This is a genomic window from Treponema berlinense, assembly GCF_052273165.1.
In the GTDB taxonomy this organism is placed as follows: domain Bacteria; phylum Spirochaetota; class Spirochaetia; order Treponematales; family Treponemataceae; genus Treponema_D; species Treponema_D berlinense_A.
In genome coordinates this window covers 234160-252093 of the sequence record NZ_DAVZIU010000001.1, presented here as the reverse complement: position 1 = coordinate 252093, position 17934 = coordinate 234160, and the positions used below count along the sequence as shown (strand labels likewise).

The following is a 17934-nucleotide window of genomic DNA, read 5'->3' as shown; positions in this document are numbered from 1 at the left end:
GTTCCGCTGGCATTCGTTTTATACTCGAAAAACTTTTCCACACGAACAAAAACTTTCGTTTTTGTCTGCTATCTTGTCTTTCTTTTCCTTCACTGATTTTCTTTTCAAAGAACTTATTGTGTTGCCGTCTCGCAACGAAAAATATACTAACATATAGACAAAAATACGTCAACATCGGATTTTTATTTTTTTTAAAATTTATCATAAAGATTTTGTTATATTTTTAATTATCTTTTTTCCTAATTTTTACAGGTTGTTTAACACTGGCTGAAAAAACTAAATCAAAACCTTAGCCTTGATTGGAACCCCGAAGTTGAGCCTGCGGTGAAGCAAAAACGAAACCGAAGGCTCAATGAGCGCTTAGCGAAGGGTGGAAAGCAAGTAAAAAGCAAAAACTTTCTTTATATGAGAAAATTGCGCCTTTTCAAAAAAAATGCGCTCCAAAACTCTAAAAAAAATAAAAAAAAACGTTTAAAACAAAAAAAGCACCTGCAAAAAAACAGGTGCTCAAGATTCAAAAAAAAATTACATATCCTTAAAAACCGAACCAAACTTTTTTAAGTAATCAATAAACGAAGTGTAACTCAAAACAAGGCACACAACATAAAAAGCCTGGATTACAATTTTTGCACAAGGATAAAATGCCGTAAAATCAATGCCAAATTTTGCATTGCAAACTTTAACTAGTCCAAAACGAATAAAACTCTCGACAGCAAGCATAAAAAATCCCGAAATTATATAAAAAACGGTCTTAACCTTTCCGCCTTTCCGGGCAGCAATTGCAACGCCCTGACGAATTGCAAGCATTCTCAAAAAATTCTGGCAGAATTCGCGATACATAATAAGAACAAAAATAACAAGTGGCATATAAGAGCCCATTTTTGCGTCAAAAGAATTAAGAGCTGAAATAAAAACCGTTAAATTGAGCATTACATCGGCAAACGGGTCAAAAAGTTTTCCTAAATCACTTACCTCGTTGTGTTTTCGCGCATAATGCCCGTCCCAATAATCCGTCAGTTCCATAACAATAAGCGAAGGAATCATGATACAGGCAGAAATAAACGCAAGCATTTTATTGCCAGTCCAAATCGGAATATTATAAAGCAGAAAAAAAATCGGTGCAAAAATCAACCGAGCAACAGTAAATTTATTAGAAACTTTCATATTGATAAGTATTCTGACAAGCCGTTAAAAAGTCAAGTAATAAAAAAACTCTAAAAATATGGGCGTATCGGCAACAAGTTGCCGCCGGCTGTTCCACCCCTCGCTAGCCGCTCGTCCGCCTTTGGCGGATTGCTTTGCAAGGGTTCCATAGCCTTACGCAAAATTTAACGGTAAAGCAAAATTCCGCTACAGATTTTTTTCAAGCCTACACGAAAGAATTTCTGTTTTTCTTTTAAATTTAAGAGTATAAACAGAAGGCAAAAGTTCATCCTGCGGAAGCGGAACAAGCAGGTTTTTGCGAGTTTTTAATACCCATTCCCTGTAAATTTTTATTTTTTTTTCAAAAAAAGAATCATTATGACCATTTTTTGATTTTTCTGACAAAAGTTCGCCAGAAAAATCAGAGGAAAGCCGAATATTTTTTCCATCATCAATATAAGAAGAATCAACGGTTCCAATTACGCGGTACCAGACCCGTGGCAGAGGAATTAAAAGTTTTTTTGGCAAAATATAAACTTCGACCGCAAGACTTTTATTTTCCGGAGAATCTACAAAAAAAGTCGATTTTCCAGCTTCGATAAAAGTTTTATTCAAAGTAACGCTCATATTGTCTGGCAAAATTCCAAATTCAGAATAAAGGGCAATTCCTGTAAACGCCGAAAGCGCAATATAAAATGCAATCAAAGCAGGAAAAACAATTTTCCAAAAAACCGCTCCAAAAAATCCAGCGGCAAAAAGGGCTAAAAAGAAAAATTTTTCCGTCAAAAATACAGAAAACTCAAAAGATGGATTTTTAATAAAAATAAAGCCGCCAGCTCCAAACGCAACAACAACGCTTAAAAGCAAAAAAATTACAGAAATTCTCGCTTTTAAAAACTTTTTATGAAAAATTTTGGCAAAGCCTGCACAAAAAAGGCAGCCAGCAACTCCGCCAAGACACAAATTTATTATTGCGAATGAAAGACAGGCGTAAAAACTCATTGTGGATAAGCCTTAAAATCCTGAACAACGTTTATTGCAGATTCAACCTTGTATTCTGGGAGTTCAGCCTGCGTAATCGTAAGAGCGCGGTCAACAATCGCTGTAGAGTCTGCAACTCCGTGCAATATTACTTTTCCATCACGTGCAGTCGCATGCAAGAAATTTATATTCAAGCAGTATTCGAGAATCAGCATATTTACAATTCTCTGACAAACAAGCATTTCGTCAAGGCGCAAACGTCCAAGTTCTTCTTTTTTCTGGGTAATTGAAGCTTTTACAAGGGCAACAATCATTTCTGCAGCAGCATCCAAGTCCACAACCGAAGTATTAATCACGGCATGGTAAAGAGTTGGATCGTCAACCTGACAATTAAAAAAACTTTTGTAAAAACCAGACTTCTGTTTGTCTGCAACCGCAAGTTTTTTTTCTGCGCGCTTTTCGTCAAGCTGCAAAAGTTCGTTCAAACGCTGAATTCGGTCATTTTTCGAAGCCAAAACTCTAAAACAAAAATGGTTTTGAACAGAATTAAGAATTACAGAAGAACCTCTTCCAACAATTACGCAGTTGTTTTCATCAGCAACTTCTAAAACGGCTGTCTGTAAATAATCAAGATATTCATCGCGGTCTTTTGCAAGAGAAGCAAAAAATCCAGGCGATTTTTCATCGTATTTATGAAGTTTCTCCTTTGGAAAGCCAAGCGCAACTATTTTCTTTTCCAAATCTTCACGACCAACAAATGTATAATTCATTTTTTTTGCAACAAGCTGACTAAGTTCATCTCCAAGTGCAGCCGACTGTCTAGAAAAAGTAATTATTGCCATAAATCCTCCATTGGAAAACTGCAAGGGCTAAAAAATTCAACAATTTTAAATGTTGTAAAATTTAATTTTGAACGATTTTTCTCCCTTTAAACTTTTATCACTTTAAATATAATAAAATAAACTCGATTTTAAGTCAAAACTTTAAAAATATTGCAAAAAATTACAAATTTTATCAAAACAAGGAAAAAACTATGGCAAATTCTTTCAGCGACTCGCAGCTCGTATGGACAGAAGGCGAAAAAGAAATCCTTTTAAAAACTCCGATAGCAACCGTCTGCCAAACACTTGCAACTGCAAGCGACGGTCAAAAGCACAACTACATTTCGATTGATTCAAGAGATTGGGTTGCCGTAATTCCTGTCAAAAACGAAAATTTTATAATGGTCAAGCAGTGGCGACACGGAGAAAAAGCGCTTAGCATTGAATTTCCAGGTGGCGTAATTGATGATGGCGAGTCTCCGCTTCAAGGAGCAATTCGCGAGTTAAGAGAAGAAACTGGTTGTGTTGCAGAAAAAATGAGTTATCTTGGAAAAATAAATCCAAACCCAGCTTTTATGACAAACCACTTTCATGTGTTTGCGGCCTTTGACTTAAAAGAAACTGGCTCTCAAAATTTAGATTCTGACGAATACTTAAATTACCTTGAAATGCCAAAAAGCGAAGTTTACAAAAAAATGGGAACTCCGCAAATGCCTCACGCTCTTATGTGCAGTGCGCTAATGCTTTTCCGGCAGGCAGAAGATTCTGGAAATTTTTAGATTTAAAATAAAAAGGCAGAAAATAAAAATTTTCTGCCTTTTTTTACGCATTTTTTATTTCTCAGCATTTACGGCAGAATAGCCGTCATACTTTTTTGAAGGAGAATAAACGCCTTCGCGATATTCGCCTGTCAAACTAGGAATTTCCATTTTCATTCCAGGCATAATCAAGTTTGGATCGCCTGGTTTTGGCATGTTAGATTTGTTTGCCTGATACAGATTTTCCCAAAGCAAAGGATTGTTATAAACATAAGGGCGACCAGAAATATTCCAATAACAATCTTTTGTTTCTTCCCACGGACGAACAATATAATACTGCGGAAGCGGTGTAATTTCTTTTATGTCGGCAAGAGCTTCCAATACTTGTTTTGCATAGGCTGCGGCTGTCGTATAATCTTCTGTCTTATAAGCATCATCTGCACTTGCATAAGATTTTTGAGCAGCTGTATACGCCATTGGGAAATTTTTATCTGCATTGATTGACTTTGCATAATCAAGACGCTTTGACGCATTTTTCATTACAGAATCAGCTTCCGATTTTGCAAGCATCTTCTGAATATATGCCTGAGAAAGAGCCGCATTTTCTTCTGCTTTTTTTGCATAGTCTTCAGCAAGAACATAATCTCCTGCATCCAAGGCATTTTGGGCTTTTTTTGTATATTCATTTGCAAGTTTTTGATAAGTATTATTTTTATAACTTACTGCAAAAAGCACAGAGGCAGAAATTACCGCCAATAAAACTGTAATACTTTTTTTCATTATTTAGCCTCCGATGTATTCTGTGAATCCTGGATTACTGCTTCAGCGGCTTTTGTGGCTGCATTTTCTACAGCAATTGCAGTTTCTGCAACTTTTTCTGCCGTTTTTGCAGTTGTGCCGTCTTCAACATTGATAACTGCATCTTCTGGATTAGCAAAATTATCTTCTTCAAGTAGAATTGCATCTTCCGCTTCGATTCCTGCAACTACGCCTTCAAGAGGAGCGATTGAATCTGCTTCTTTTGCATAATTTTCAGAATCAGCAACCTTCTGTTTTACAGCATCGATTAAAGCCTGTGCGGCAGCACGTTTTTCTTTAATTTCTTCGTACAAAGCGGAATATGTTTCTTTTGCAGTCTTATATCCGTTAAAGGCGCCTTCGATATTCGCAGTCACATAAGAAGAATCTGCTTTCTTAAAAATTTCAGAAGCTTTTTTGTATTCTTCTTTTTTTGCAACACCAGCTCTTACTTTGTCAGCATTTCTTTTTGCTTCGAGCGCACCCTGTCTTTCGCGGGCCGCATTTGCTTTAAGACCTTTATTTACAACGTCATTGTAAGCGGCTAGCGCTTCATTTGCCTTTGCAAGAAGAGTTGCACCGTCTTTGTCTGCTCCAAAAGCCGAATATTCTTCAAGAGCCCTTTTTCCCTCGTCGTAAGCTTTTTGATTTTCGTTTGCAAGAGAAAGCGCGTCTGCCTTTTCTTTAAGGGCACAGGCCTGGCTTGCAGAAGCAAGAGAATTGTAACGGGCAGTAAGATCTTTTATTTCCGCAGAATAATCTTTTGAAGAATCTGTTTCGACATTGTTTTTTATAGAAGTATATTTTGTTTCTGCAACAGAAAATCCGTCAGAAAAATACTTTTCTGCTCCAAATTCGATTGCGCTCTGCCGGGCAACTTCCGTTAAAGCAAGAAGAGATTTGTTTGCTGCTGAAAAATCAACAGTCTCCTCTACATCTTTTTTAATTTCCTCTACTGCATCTTTTACAGTCGGCTCCGGCTCAGCTTCTGGAGTTGAACCGCAGGAAACTACAAAAAGAACAGCCAAAATACAGGCAAGTGCTGAAATTAACTTTTTCAATTTTTCCTCCAAATAAAAATTAAAAAAACAAAATGAATTTCATCATCTCTCTGTTTTTTAATTTTTTTCATAATAAAAAATTATAATCCAAAACCAAGAGTAATTATAATTAAGTTATCGGCATAGAGCAACATTCATTTACTCGTATTCAGAACAATAAGCACCGTTTTTTATTATAATTTCGTAAATCATTAGAGATAGTAGAGTATCTTGAAATACTGTTCCCGAAGAACGAATATCAATATCTGTTTTTGAAAGCAGGGCGACAATCGCAGCAACCTGACCGCTAGACCAAATTCTGCTTGCCGAAGAATATTGAGAACAGGCGGTTTTTGAAGTAAAGCCATTTTTCTTTAATTCTGCTTCGTTTGGAGAACCTGACATATGCAACGACTGCCAAAGCGCAAGTTTTCTAAAGCAATACAAAAGCCCCGCAATTATTACAACGGCATCGCTGTCTTTTTTTGACATCCTGATTTTTTGAAGAATTTCCAGACAATTTTCAAACCTTTTTCGCGGCAACTCCTGCTCAACCATTGCCCCAAAAAGTGTAAAAGCCGATTCTTCACGGTTATGCGCCAAAATCTGTTCAACATCAGCGGCTGTAACAAAATGCCCTGGCTCAAAGCACATAAAAAAGCGACTGCATTCGTTTCTGAGAGCCTCGGTATTATTTTCTACCATTTCCAGAATCGAAGCCACTGCGTCTGGCTCAAGGGAATAACCGTTTTTCTTAAAAAAGGAATACAGCCATTGCTCCTTGCGATTTTCAAACATCTCCCAAAAAACTTTTTTATTTGCAGCAGGAACAAGTTTTTCAAGTTTAGAATCAACTTTTAGTTCGTCAGAAACAAGAACCAGCACTGTCGTTTCTTTTTTTGTTTTTTCAACAGTCTGAACCCACTGTGCCAGCATATCAATATCTTTTTTATCTTTTACAAGTTCTGCATTGCGGATTGTAACAAAGGTTGAAGGAATAAAAAGCGACTCTGTCATCAACTGCGCAACAACATCGCTCATATTTAAATCCGTTCCGTAATAAACAAAATCGTCACTACTGCCCATTTTTTTGCGCAACTCTTCTTTTAATGCGAGAATCTGATCATTTTTTTCACCGGCTTCAGGTCCAGTATAAAGGTAAATCGGTGCTGACATTGCAAAATTTATTAAGTTTTAATATGTGCGGACAATATTCGAGAGAATTCCAACAACGCGAAGTTCTTTTGCATAAATAGGCTGAAAATCAGGGTTTTCCGGCTGAAGTTTTATCCTGTCTGACTCGCGATAATAACGTTTTAAGGTAATAGCATCATTAATTACGGCAACAACAATCTGTCCGTCAACAGCTGTTTCGCACTGTTCAATAATTGCAAGATCGCCTTCAAGAATTCCAGCATTTATCATACTTGTACCACGAACTCTAAGTGCAAAATAATTTTTTCCAGGACGAACGAAAGGCTCTGTCAAGTTTATATAACCGTCCAAATTTTCTTCGCTCAAAAGAGGTTTTCCTGCGGCAACTGTACCGAGCAGAGGAACTTTTCCAATATAAGCAGGACGCGAAACAGTTTCATCGCTACTGTCATTGTGGATAACGCGGATGGATCTGGAACTTTTTGGTTTAATCGAAATACAATTCTTTTTTTGCAAAGCAGCAATATGATCCTGCACTGCTCGAATTGAAATTTCAAAATGTTCACTTATTTCGCGAACAGTCGGTGGATAAGAATTTTCCTTTGAAAAAACCGAAATAAAATTCAAAACTTCACGCTGACGCTCTGTAAGTTCTTTCATTTTTCCTCCCATAAAAAGTCAATAAAAAATACAATTTTCGATTTCAACCTTTTTTCTGCTCTTCAACAAAACAAAAAACCGCTAAAGATAAAAACCGCCAATATTTCGGCAGTCTTTATCTTGTACCTTCCTCCCAGATTCGTTAAAAAAAGCAGAATTTTTCTAAAAATTCGAATTCTTTTTTATTCTTCTTCAAATTTTTTATCAAAAAGCTGGGCAATAGCATCGGCACATTGAACCTCGTCAGCACCGTCCGTTCTGAGAGTAATATTCGTGTTGTAAGCTGCAGCCATTGTAATTACACCCATTATTGATTTTGCATTTACTTCGGCATCATCTTTAATCATTGTAACTTCGCAGGCAAATTTGTTCGCTGTCTGAGCAATCAAGGCAGCAGGACGAGCGTGAATTCCAGCACGGTTGCGTACTGTCAAAATTTTTTCTGTCATAAAAGACCTCTTTGCAGAAACTGTCAAATAAGTAAATTTTGCGATAATTGAGTTATTGAAAGAACCTTATATAAAATATAAGCAGCATGGTTATTTCAACAGCTTAACAACCGCTAATAAAAACTATTCAGACAACTTCTTTTTATAATTTTTAATAAGAGTCGTCAGAACCATAATAAGTAGTCTGTGCCTCTCCAGATTCAATCCATTTTAGAATATTCTGGTTAAAATCCCTTGCAGAATTATAACCCATTGCTTTTAAGCGCTCATTCATTGCAGCAGCTTCGATGATAATCGGAAGGTTCCTTCCAGGACGAACAGGAATTTCGATTGTAGGAACTTTTACTCCGAGCAAATCAGTACTCGTCTGATCAGTACCAATCCTGTCATAAATTTTATTTTGATCCCATTCTTCCAATTTGATGATAAGCTGAACTTCTTTTTGCTCGCGGATTGAGCCGACTCCATAAAGCTGACTTACGTTTATGATTCCTAACCCGCGAATTTCCATATGGTGACTTATAAAAGTATTTGCACCCTGCCCCAAAACAGAGTTCCCGTTCACACAACGAATTTGAACAATATCGTCCGCAACAAGCCGGTGTCCGCGTTCAACAAGTTCAAGCGCACACTCAGACTTTCCAACACCAGAATGTCCCATAAGAAGAATTCCGATACCGTAAACTTCTACAAGAACTCCGTGCAAGGTCTTTTTAGGAGCAAAAACATTTGAAAAAACGCGCAAAAGTCGCATTGAAAATTCAGAAGATTCAAGGCTCGTCTGCAAAACCGCACAGCCGTTTTTCTCTGCAATTTCCAGAAAAACTTCATCTGGCTCAAGACTATGGGTAAAAACAACGCAGGGAATGTTATAAGAAAACAATTTTTCGATTGAAGAAGATTTTTTTTCTTTTTTGAGTTTTAAAAGATATGCCGTTTCTCCATGTCCAAAAAGTTGAACTCGGTCACAGTCAAAAGAATCATAAAACCCCGAAAGTTCAAGCCCTGGACGGTTTATATCTGGTACAGAAATCGTACGGTTAAGTCCCTTTCGACCAGCAAGACACCGCAAATCAAGGGCATTGTGACCTTTTAAATCCATATCGAGCAGATCGAGAACTGTAAACGGTTTATCCATATCCATTACTATACAAACAATAAGGACACTGTTCAAGACAAAAAATCTTTTTTGCAAACATTTTTTGAATATAAAAAAATATTTAAACCCAAAAGACAAAAAAAACACCGTCCAAAGTCTTATCAACTGTCAGACGGCGTTTGAAATTTTACAAAATTTTCAAAACCCTTTTATTCAACTTAAACACACATTTTTTGTGCAAAAAGCTGAATTAAACATTATTTTTCCTGAATTTTATCTTTTTCCTTTTTGATTTTTGTATCAAGCACGTCCATCATTTTGTTGAGCGCAGCACTAAAATCAAAATCCTTAGCACTGACATGAGCCTGAGTTCCCCAACGGAAATTGGCAGTTGCATCGAAAGAATATTCTTTTTCGTGCTTTACGCGAACCGTCAAATCAATTATAAGGTCATCCGCGTATTTAATTCTTTCAAGTTTTTTGTCAATCATTTCCGTCTGTTTCTGTTCCAGGTCGAATGAAGCTGATACATTTTTAGTCATAGTAGTTTCCTCCAGATGTAAAATCAGCGGATTTATTTTTCTAAATCTGCCCTCTAGAAATAAGTATAATATGGCTTTTTAAATAAGACAAATTTAATTTTAAGGATTTTTGGAGCCCATTTTTCTCAAAAGAAAAGTTTTTCGGCCATAATCGTCCAGTTGCCACAAAAAACGGCTTTCCACCCTTCGCTAGGCGCTCATTGCCGTTCCGGCAACTTTGGGGTTCCAATCCGGGCTGCAAGCCCGGTCGAGCGCTTTTAGCGCACACATTCTACTGTCTTGAATACGAAGAATCTATATTTAATTGAGAACGGTATTTTGCAATAGTCCGCCGTGCAATTTTTATTCCGCGCTCAAGCAAAATATCTGCAATTTTCTGATCGCTCAAAGGTTTTTTATCATCTTTGTGTTCTTCAAGGATTTTTTCTAATTCAGCCATAACGCCCTGTTTTGAAGCCGGAACTTCTTCTGTTTCCGGCAGTTTTTGACCGACAGCATTTGTAAAGAAAAATGAAAGCTTAAAAAGTCCCTGACTGCATCGCAGATACTTTTCGTTTGCCAGGCGACTTATCGTTGCTTCGTGAACATTGATAATCGCAGCAACGTCTTTTTGACGCAACGGTTTTAAATAACGAGGTCCTTTTTCAAAAAAATCTTTTTGAAGGCGCACAATCTGCTGACAGGCAAGCAAAAGCGTTTTTTTCCTAAATGCAAGACTTTCCATAAAATCATTTGCAGACCGGACACTTTCCATTATAAACCGATGCTCGGAACGTTTTTTTTCTGATTCTTCGGTAGATTTTGTAACCCGGCTCCTGTCCAGAGAAAGTTCATAAAAATCTTTGGAAAGTTCAACAACCGGCAAAATTTCATCATTTGCGCGGACAGTGTATTCACCTGTTTCTTCATTTTTTTCGACGTAAACATCGGGCGCAATGCAGATATTGTCCGAATACGAAAATTCTGAAGCAGGAAAAGGATTGAGTTGTCTGATATAAGCAACAGCCTGTTCAATTTGAGTTTCGGTAAAGTCCAGCAAACCAGATTTTTGAGCGTAATCTGGATTTTCACGGGCAAAAATGCGAATTTTTTTTAAAATTTTAGGAATTTGAGGTGGATTTAAAAAATCAAAATGTCCATCCAAAATAAAAAGCGCCGCTTTTGGAGAATTTTCATTTGCTTTCGCCTGAATAAAAAGGCTTTCCTCAAAATTTTTACAACAAGTTCCAACAGGATCAAGCTGCTGAATTTCAGAAACTGTTTTTTCGAGAAGTTCTGGAGTTTGAGCCGAATCTTTTTTGTCTAAAAGAGAATAAGGATCAAAAATAAAAAATCCACGGTTGTCCAAATTGTGAATCAAAGCAAGTCCGATTTTTTCCTGCACAGGTGAATGAAAAACAGACAAAAACTGCTGTTCAAGATGTTCAGAAAGAGTTTCCCGATTGTCAGGAGAAGATTCGAGGGCAGACTGAAAATTGTCGCTTGCAATTTTTCCAGCTTGAGTTACAGAACCGATCTTAAGGTTGTCAGAAGAAATTCCAGAAACTTTTGCATCTTTTACACCGTCAAACGCAGCATCTTTTGTAATTACAAGAGCAGGATTTCTGGCAACTGTCATGTAAATTTCCTGGCGCAAGTCGAAGGAAGACATTGCAAGAAGTTTTATGGACATAAGCTGTTTTTGGCTCAATTTTTGCGCCTGAACCTGCCGCTGCTGTTGAGAAACGCGCTGCTGTAAAGAAATTGAAGGAATTTCTGACATATATAAATTATACAACTTTTTTTAACATCGCGTTAGGGGGTGTAGCGGTGAGCGAAGCGAAAACAGACGCCTGCGTCTGCTCGAAGGCGCGCAAGACGCCGTAGCCGCGAAAGACCCGGCCTGACATATTCTTACAGAAAAAAAATCTTTTTTCCAAAAAAAATTAAAACGACAAAGAAAAAAACAAAAGTAAAAAAAGTCAGGAAACGCCCAAATACAAAAGCTTGTTGCATGACAAGGACGTCAAAGAATTCCCAACACGGGAAAAATTCGCTAGAATAAAACAATGAAAACTTTTGAAAAATTTGGAACTGCTATTCCGCAGATTCTTTTGCCAAAAAACATTGATTTGAAAACCTGGTCGGTTATTGCCTGCGACCAGTACACTCAAGACCGCGAATATTGGGAAAACGCAAAAAAAATTGCCGGCGAAAAACCATCGTCTCTCAACTTGATTTTTCCAGAAGTTTATCTGGATAAGTCGGACGAAGGTGCAAAAAATGAACGCATCCATAAAATTCAATCTGCAATGGATGAATACATCGAAAAAGGAGTTTTTGACGCTCCTCAGGAAGAATGTGTTTATATTGAAAGAAAAACCGCCTACGGCCGCACAAGAAAAGGTCTGGTTATGTGCGTCGATTTGGACAGTTACGAATGGAAACCAGGTTCAAAAGCCTTGATTCGCGCAACAGAAGCAACAGTTCCTGAAAGAATTCCGCCAAGAATGAAAATCAGAAATGGCGCAAAACTTGAACTTCCGCATATCATGCTCCTTGCAAACGACCCGAAAGATGAACTTATCGGAGGAGTGGGAAACCTTGCAAAAAAACAGATGCCAGTTTATGACGGTGATTTGATGCAAAATTCTGGTCATATTACAGGCTGGGCGGTAAAAGGAAGCGACGCTGAAAAACTGCTCGAAAACGCGCTCTCTGACTTGGCAAAAGCCGGAACAGATTCTGACGGAAACACCTTCCTTTTTGCGGTTGGCGATGGAAACCACTCTCTTGCAACAGCAAAAGCCGTCTGGGAAGAAAACAAATCTCGGCTTCCTGCAGATTCTCCGGTACGCTATGCCCTTGTCGAAATCGTAAACATTTATGACGAAGGACTGACTTTTGAACCGATTCACCGGGTTTTGTTTGGAATTGACAGCGAAAAACTCATTTTGACCGTTGCTCAAAAGCTTGGCGGAAAAATCTGCGAATTAGAAAATGAATCTGAACTTGAAAAAGAAGTTGCTTCTAAGAGCGATGCCGGCGCACGATACGGATTTATCTTTACTAAAAACGGAAAAACTTCGTTCAAAATGCTCGAAACTCCGGTCAAAGATTTGGCAATCGCTGCACTTCAGCCTGTAATCGACGACTTTATGACAGAAAATAAGGCTCAAAAAACGCAGATTGATTACATTCACGGAAGCGACGAAACTGTCGGACTCGGAAAAAACGGAGGCAACACAGGAATTTTGCTGCCTCCGATTGCAAAAGACTGCTTTTTTGCGACAATCAACGGCAGGGGACCTCTTCCTCGAAAATCATTCAGCATGGGAGAAGCAAGCGAAAAAAGATTTTATGTTGAAGCAAGAAGACTTTTTTAGTTTTAATTCTGCACAAAAACGATAAAAACGACAGCCACGACGGAAAAATATTTTGCTGAGCGTGGCTTTTTTAGTTTTTAATGTTTAACTGCATTTTAAAAATTTTGAATCTGCTCCAAAATTTCCTTTCCGAATTTAGAAGCCTTGTTTTCTCCGATTCCGTAGCAGTCTAAAAGTTCATCCATTGATTTTGGCTTTTTTGCTGCAAGTTCGTGCAAAGTTTTGTCGCCAAAAATTACATATGGAGGAACATTCATCTCTTCAGCCTTGTTTTTTCGCCATTTTTTTAAGCCAGAAATCATAAAAAGCGTATTTTGGTCGAGCGATTTTTTTTGAAATTTTTCCTCGTTTCCCTCAAAAGAAGAATTATCCGTTTTTTTGAGAAGAACAAAATCTGCCCGAAGAGAAGATTTTTTTGATTTTCCGTTTTTCCCAGAAGGTTTTGGAAAAAGGAGTCCGCCAGAAGAACCTGCGCTCGCCCTGTTTTTCGGAACAAAAATTCCCGTAGCCTTGAGAGATTTTTCAGACGGCAAAGCATTTTCAAACGGAAGAAGAATTTTATCCCGGTTTTTTAGCACGCCAAGACCTTCTTTTGTAAGCATTAAAATGCCGTAATCTCCAGTTTTTACAAGATAATTTTTTTCAATTAAAAGAGAAGCAAGTTCCAGCCACTGGGCTTTATCAAGTTCTCGACCGATTCCCCAGGTCGAAATCATATTGTGCGAATTGTCGAGAATTTTTTTATTTCTAGAACCCAAAAGAACATCAGCAATATATGCCGCTCCAAAGTGCGAATTTGTACGGATTATACAACTCATAAATTTTTGACAGGGAATTGTCATATCTGAAAGGACGACTGGCCCTTTTGAGCAGATATCACAGCAATGGGCATTTTTTTCTTTTTCGTTGTCATAAAATTCGCCAAAATACGACAAAAGTTTTTTTCGACGGCATTCACGTGCCGAGGCATAATCCGTCATCGACTGCAAGAGATTTTCTGATTTTTGAGGATCGGCGGCATCCGTAAAAAAATGCCTTATTTTAAAAATATCCGCCCCAGAATAAAGCAAAAGAGCTTCGCTCGGAAGTCCATCCCGTCCAGCACGCCCAATTTCCTGATAATACTGTTCAAGAGACTTTGGCAAGTCATAGTGAATTACAAAACGCACGTTCGGCTTGTCAATTCCCATTCCAAAAGCCAAAGTTGCCACCATAATCTGCACCTGATCACGGATAAACTGGTTCTGATGATTTTTTCGCTCCTCGTCAGAAAGCCCGGCATGATAATTTAGAGCCGAATATCCGAGTTTTAAAAGCGTCTGCGTAAGAGAGTCAACCTGCTTGCGACTAAAACAGTAGATTATTCCACTTTCGTCCCAATGCCTGCGAATACAATCAACAACCTGACTTACAGCATCGTTTTTTCTGACAACCGACAAAAAAATATTCGCCCTGTCAAAACTCGAAATTTCAACTTCAGGTTCTTTTAACGCAAGGTTTTGAATAATATCAGTCTGAACTTGAGCCGTAGCGGTCGCAGTGAGTGCAAGGCAAACCGCATTTGGAAACTGTTTTCTTACAGCAGAAATTTCAAGAAATTCAGGTCTAAAGTCGTGTCCCCATTCAGAAACGCAATGCGCCTCGTCAATCGTAATGCAACTGACTTTTACGCGACTGTCGTGAAGCAAATCTTGAATTTTCGGAGAACTCAAACCTTCCGGCGAAACATAAAGAATTTTTGTTTCGCCGCGACGAATTGAATTCATCGATTCAAGATATTTATCCCAGTCAAGAGTGCTGTTCAAAAAAACTGCATTTACTCCAGAAGCCGACAAACTGTCCACCTGATCCTGCATAAGAGAAATAAGCGGCGACACAACGACAGTAATTCCGTCAAAAATCAAGGCAGGAATCTGATAACAGAGGGATTTTCCTCCGCCAGTCGGCATAATTGCAAGAGTATCTTTTTTATTAAGCACATTGGAAATTATTTTCCGCTGTAAAAGCCTGAACGAATCGTAACCAAAAACTTCCTTTAAAACTTTTTCTGGTTCGCAGCCAATATAATCTTTATTCATTGTTATTCCAAGACAATTATACAAAAAAAATTCATTATAGTGTTGCAAAAAAATATTTTTTTCTGATATAATAGCATCTGCATTTGCCGAAGTGGTGGAATGGTAGACACGAAAGACTCAAAATCTTTTGCAGGCGACTGTGTAAGGGTTCAAGTCCCTTCTTCGGTATAAAAAGAATCTGTTTTTAAACAGGTTCTTTTTTTTTACTTTGGGATGATTTTTTAACAGCCTTTATGCAAGCCCCACCTCTTTTCAAAAAAAAACGGCTTTTTCATCCGCAAAAATCAAGCTATTCTCCTGGCAAAACAAATTCCAAAGGTCCGCTGTTTCCTCTCAATTCGACAGCCTCCCTTAAATCAGAAAATTCAATCCGCAAATGATTTTCCATATCGGCAATTGTCCTTGCAATTTTTAAGCACGCGCTCACGCCTCTCTGCGACAAACTATTTTTTTTTCGTTGTTTTTCCAGAAACTTTTCCATCTCTTCGTCCAAAAAGCAAAATTCGGAAAGCTGCTGCGGACTAAGCCTCGAGTTTTTTATGCCACGTTCCCGCTGTTTTTTTACCGCTACTGCAATTTTTTTGCGTAAAGCCCTGGTCGAAAAATCTTTATTTTCTTCATCGACATTACTCCGCTCTTTTTCCTTTTCAACCGCCGAAACACAAACTCTCAAATCAACCCGGTCTAAAAGCGGGCCGCTAAATTTTCTCCAGTACATTTCTACGGAACGCGCGCTGCAAAGACAGATTTTTCCTTCAACTCCGTAATTTCCGCATGGACAGGGATTTACCGCCATCAAAAGCTGAAAATTCGCTGGATAGACCGTACTGCGCCCTGCACGGCTCAAAGTAACTGCCCCTGTTTCGAGAGGAACGCGAAGCATCTGCAAAACACTCGTTCTGAACTCCGACGCCTCATCCAGAAAAAGAACTCCATTGTGCGCCAAAGAAATTTCTCCAGGACGGCAACTCACTCCACCACCGCAAATTCCTTCTATGCTTGCAGTTTGGTGCGGCATTCTAAAATCACCTTTACGCATTATCGAAACGGACGGTGGCAAAAGTCCTGCCAAACTGTGAATTCTCGTTACGCTTTGAGATTCTTCCAGTGGTAAAAGAGGCAAAAGTCCAGGAAATTTCTGCAAGGCAAGCGTTTTTCCGCAACCAGGAGGTCCAAAAGCAAGCAAATTGTGTCCGCCAGCCGCAGCAACCTGCAAAGCGCGAATCAGTTTTCTTTGTCCACAAATTTCAGCCATTTCAAAACCTTCATCAACTGGAGGAAAAAGCACATTTTCAACCCAAACCGAACCTTTTGGTGCTCCCTGGTCTTCAGAAAATTCACTTCCTTCACAAAAAATTTCCGGTTTATAAAGCGCATCAAATGCCTTTGCCAGATTTTCCGCCGCAAAAACCTTCATTCCGGCAATTTCCTTTGCTTCATCAGCATTTTGCAAACTTACAATACAATAATCAATTCCAGCCAGTTTTGCAGTTCCAGCAGCAGCATGAACGCCACGGACAGGACGCAAAAGCCCCGAAAGCTCAAGTTCGCCCATAACAAGCACTTTTTTTTCAGAAAGATTTCCTTTTTGAGCATCAAGAACTGCCAGCGCAAGAGCCAAATCAAAACCAGCACCTTCTTTTTTCAAATCCGCCGGAGACAAACTGATCAAAACCCTCTCCAAAGGAAACTCAAACCCAGAATTTCTAATTGCAGAGCGCATTCTCTCCCGGCTTTCCTTGACAGCGCCGTCCGCAAGACCAACAACGTCCACAGCAGGAATTCCGCGCCTTAAATCAACTTCAACGGCAACAAGCGAGCCTTCATATCCAAATGGCGAAAAAGAAAAAATTTTCATAAACCGACCTCTTAATAATTCTCAAAAAGTTTCCATAATAATAAGTGGTCGTAAATGTAAAAATTTTACAAAAAACTTACAAAAAAAATCAAAAATTTATTTTTTGGGCGGCAATTTTCCGTCAAACCGGCTGCTCTGGGTTCGCTCACGCTCATTGCCTCCGGCAACTTTCGCCCGACGCATCCAGCGCAGAATTTTCCGTTCATAAAAATCTATTCTCTAAAATTCATTTTACCCATTCAGTATTTTTAAAATCAAAATCCTCGCCAAGAGCAGGCTTTAATTCTTCAAACCAGAATCTGTCATCAATTTTTTTATTATCAAACATTCTACCCAAATGTCTGTCCGCCCTTACACCTTTTCCATGGAAATCGCTTCCAGCAGTAACAAACATTCCAAGTTTTCTGGCAATTTCTTCAAGACGGTAACAATGGCTTTTTCTTGCTCCAGGATGCCAGGCTTCAAGTCCCATAACTCCTGCCGCATGAATTTTTTCAAGTTCTTCTTCAAGCCTTGCGATTCCGACAAAAAGCGAGCATGGATGAGCAATTACAGGAATTCCGCCCGACGTTTTTATCGCTTCCACCGCAGTTTCAAGATTTTCGCCAGTATGGTTTACATACCATTTTTTTCCGTGTCCAAAAAAACGGTCAAATGCTTCCTGACGATTGCGGACAATTCCTTTTTTTACCAGAAAATCCGCAAAATGAGGACGTCCTATCTGACTTGCAGTAAAATTTGACTGAATTTCTTCAAGAGTAAAATCGTAACCGTCTTCGTTCATTTTTCTTACAATTTCGGAATTCCGGTTAAAGCGTTCTTCCGTCAGATATTCAATGGTATTTTTTAATTCTTCGCTTTTACGGCGCAAGCCCAACCCCAAAAGATGAAATTCGCCTTCTGGCCAGGCAACTGTAATTTCGATTCCAGGAATAAAATTCACTCCAGTTTCCAAACAAACCTTTGCAGCATCATTTAAGCCGTCAATCGTGTCATGGTCAGTCAAAGCCCAGACCGTAAGTTTTTTTTCAAAAGCGTATTTGGCAGAATCGGTCGGAGAAAGGATTCCGTCAGATGCAGAAGAGTGACTATGTAAATCAATCATTTTTCAAATATAGCACAAATCAAAAATTTTTAGAATTAAACCTTCTCAAATGATTTTTTTGAAAATATGATTTTATCAGTTA

At 38.5% G+C, this 17934-nt stretch carries 16 protein-coding genes and 1 tRNA gene; 3 read left to right on the top strand and 14 right to left on the bottom strand.

Annotation, left to right across the window (positions count from 1 at the left end; all coding sequences use genetic code 11):
• Positions 1–525: 525 nt before the first annotated feature.
• The 3 genes from ACT6XC_RS01195 to ACT6XC_RS01185 form a co-directional block, all read right to left on the bottom strand.
• Positions 526–1164 (bottom strand): CDP-alcohol phosphatidyltransferase family protein, encoded by a 639-nt coding sequence (locus ACT6XC_RS01195; RefSeq protein ID WP_443740522.1) that lies wholly within the window; start codon positions 1162–1164, stop codon positions 526–528.
• A 186-nt stretch (positions 1165–1350) separates the two neighbouring features.
• Positions 1351–2145 (bottom strand): hypothetical protein, encoded by a 795-nt coding sequence (locus tag ACT6XC_RS01190; protein ID WP_443738867.1) that lies wholly within the window; start codon positions 2143–2145, stop codon positions 1351–1353.
• On the bottom strand, positions 2142–2966 hold the full coding sequence (locus ACT6XC_RS01185) for an AAA family ATPase (protein ID WP_443738868.1): 825 nt from the start codon (positions 2964–2966) through the stop codon (positions 2142–2144). Before ACT6XC_RS01185 ends, ACT6XC_RS01190 begins: the two co-directional genes overlap by 4 nt.
• Before the next feature lie 191 nt (positions 2967–3157).
• On the opposite strand from ACT6XC_RS01185, the gene ACT6XC_RS01180 reads away from it, so the two are divergent.
• On the top strand, positions 3158–3724 hold the full coding sequence (locus ACT6XC_RS01180) for an NUDIX hydrolase (protein ID WP_443738869.1): 567 nt from the start codon (positions 3158–3160) through the stop codon (positions 3722–3724).
• 54 nt (positions 3725–3778) lie between these two features.
• On the opposite strand, the gene ACT6XC_RS01175 is transcribed toward ACT6XC_RS01180, so the two are convergent.
• The 8 genes from ACT6XC_RS01175 to rpoN all read right to left on the bottom strand — a co-directional run bounded on the left by ACT6XC_RS01175 (position 3779) and on the right by rpoN (position 11208).
• Positions 3779–4483: a LysM peptidoglycan-binding domain-containing protein gene (locus ACT6XC_RS01175; protein WP_443740521.1), complete on the bottom strand. Its 705-nt coding sequence runs from the start codon at positions 4481–4483 to the stop codon at positions 3779–3781.
• Positions 4483–5562, bottom strand: coding sequence for a hypothetical protein (locus ACT6XC_RS01170; protein ID WP_443740520.1), 1080 nt, complete (start codon positions 5560–5562; stop codon positions 4483–4485). The genes ACT6XC_RS01175 and ACT6XC_RS01170 overlap by 1 nt, the downstream gene beginning before the upstream one ends.
• A gap of 138 nt (positions 5563–5700) precedes the next feature.
• Positions 5701–6717 (bottom strand): DNA polymerase III subunit delta, encoded by a 1017-nt coding sequence (holA, locus tag ACT6XC_RS01165; protein WP_443740519.1) that lies wholly within the window; start codon positions 6715–6717, stop codon positions 5701–5703.
• 18 nt (positions 6718–6735) lie between these two features.
• Complete coding sequence (gene lexA, locus ACT6XC_RS01160; protein ID WP_443740518.1) at positions 6736–7356, bottom strand: transcriptional repressor LexA; 621 nt, start codon at positions 7354–7356, stop codon at positions 6736–6738.
• Positions 7357–7538: 182 nt separating this feature from the next.
• Entirely contained in the window at positions 7539–7805 is a 267-nt protein-coding gene (locus tag ACT6XC_RS01155) for an HPr family phosphocarrier protein (protein ID WP_078931373.1), read from the bottom strand.
• A 151-nt stretch (positions 7806–7956) separates the two neighbouring features.
• Positions 7957–8943 carry an HPr(Ser) kinase/phosphatase gene (gene hprK / locus ACT6XC_RS01150; protein WP_443738876.1) on the bottom strand — a complete coding sequence of 329 codons (987 nt, stop codon included), beginning with the start codon at positions 8941–8943 and terminating at the stop codon, positions 7957–7959.
• A 218-nt stretch (positions 8944–9161) separates the two neighbouring features.
• Complete coding sequence (locus tag ACT6XC_RS01145; protein WP_443738874.1) at positions 9162–9446, bottom strand: HPF/RaiA family ribosome-associated protein; 285 nt, start codon at positions 9444–9446, stop codon at positions 9162–9164.
• Between the two features lie 271 nt (positions 9447–9717).
• Positions 9718–11208, bottom strand: coding sequence for an RNA polymerase factor sigma-54 (rpoN, locus tag ACT6XC_RS01140; RefSeq protein WP_443740517.1), 1491 nt, complete (start codon positions 11206–11208; stop codon positions 9718–9720).
• A gap of 286 nt (positions 11209–11494) precedes the next feature.
• On the opposite strand from rpoN, the gene ACT6XC_RS01135 reads away from it, so the two are divergent.
• Entirely contained in the window at positions 11495–12811 is a 1317-nt protein-coding gene (locus ACT6XC_RS01135) for a DUF1015 domain-containing protein (protein ID WP_443740516.1), read from the top strand.
• A 95-nt stretch (positions 12812–12906) separates the two neighbouring features.
• On the opposite strand, the gene ACT6XC_RS01130 is transcribed toward ACT6XC_RS01135, so the two are convergent.
• Entirely contained in the window at positions 12907–14889 is a 1983-nt protein-coding gene (locus ACT6XC_RS01130) for a RecQ family ATP-dependent DNA helicase (protein WP_443740515.1), read from the bottom strand.
• An 85-nt stretch (positions 14890–14974) separates the two neighbouring features.
• Here ACT6XC_RS01130 and ACT6XC_RS01125 point away from each other — a divergent pair.
• Positions 14975–15057 (top strand) — tRNA-Leu (locus tag ACT6XC_RS01125).
• A gap of 121 nt (positions 15058–15178) precedes the next feature.
• Here ACT6XC_RS01125 and ACT6XC_RS01120 read toward each other — a convergent pair.
• Entirely contained in the window at positions 15179–16747 is a 1569-nt protein-coding gene (locus ACT6XC_RS01120; protein ID WP_443738862.1) for a YifB family Mg chelatase-like AAA ATPase, read from the bottom strand.
• A 226-nt stretch (positions 16748–16973) separates the two neighbouring features.
• Positions 16974–17852 (bottom strand): PHP domain-containing protein, encoded by an 879-nt coding sequence (locus tag ACT6XC_RS01115; RefSeq protein WP_443738863.1) that lies wholly within the window; start codon positions 17850–17852, stop codon positions 16974–16976.
• Positions 17853–17934 lie beyond the last annotated feature (82 nt).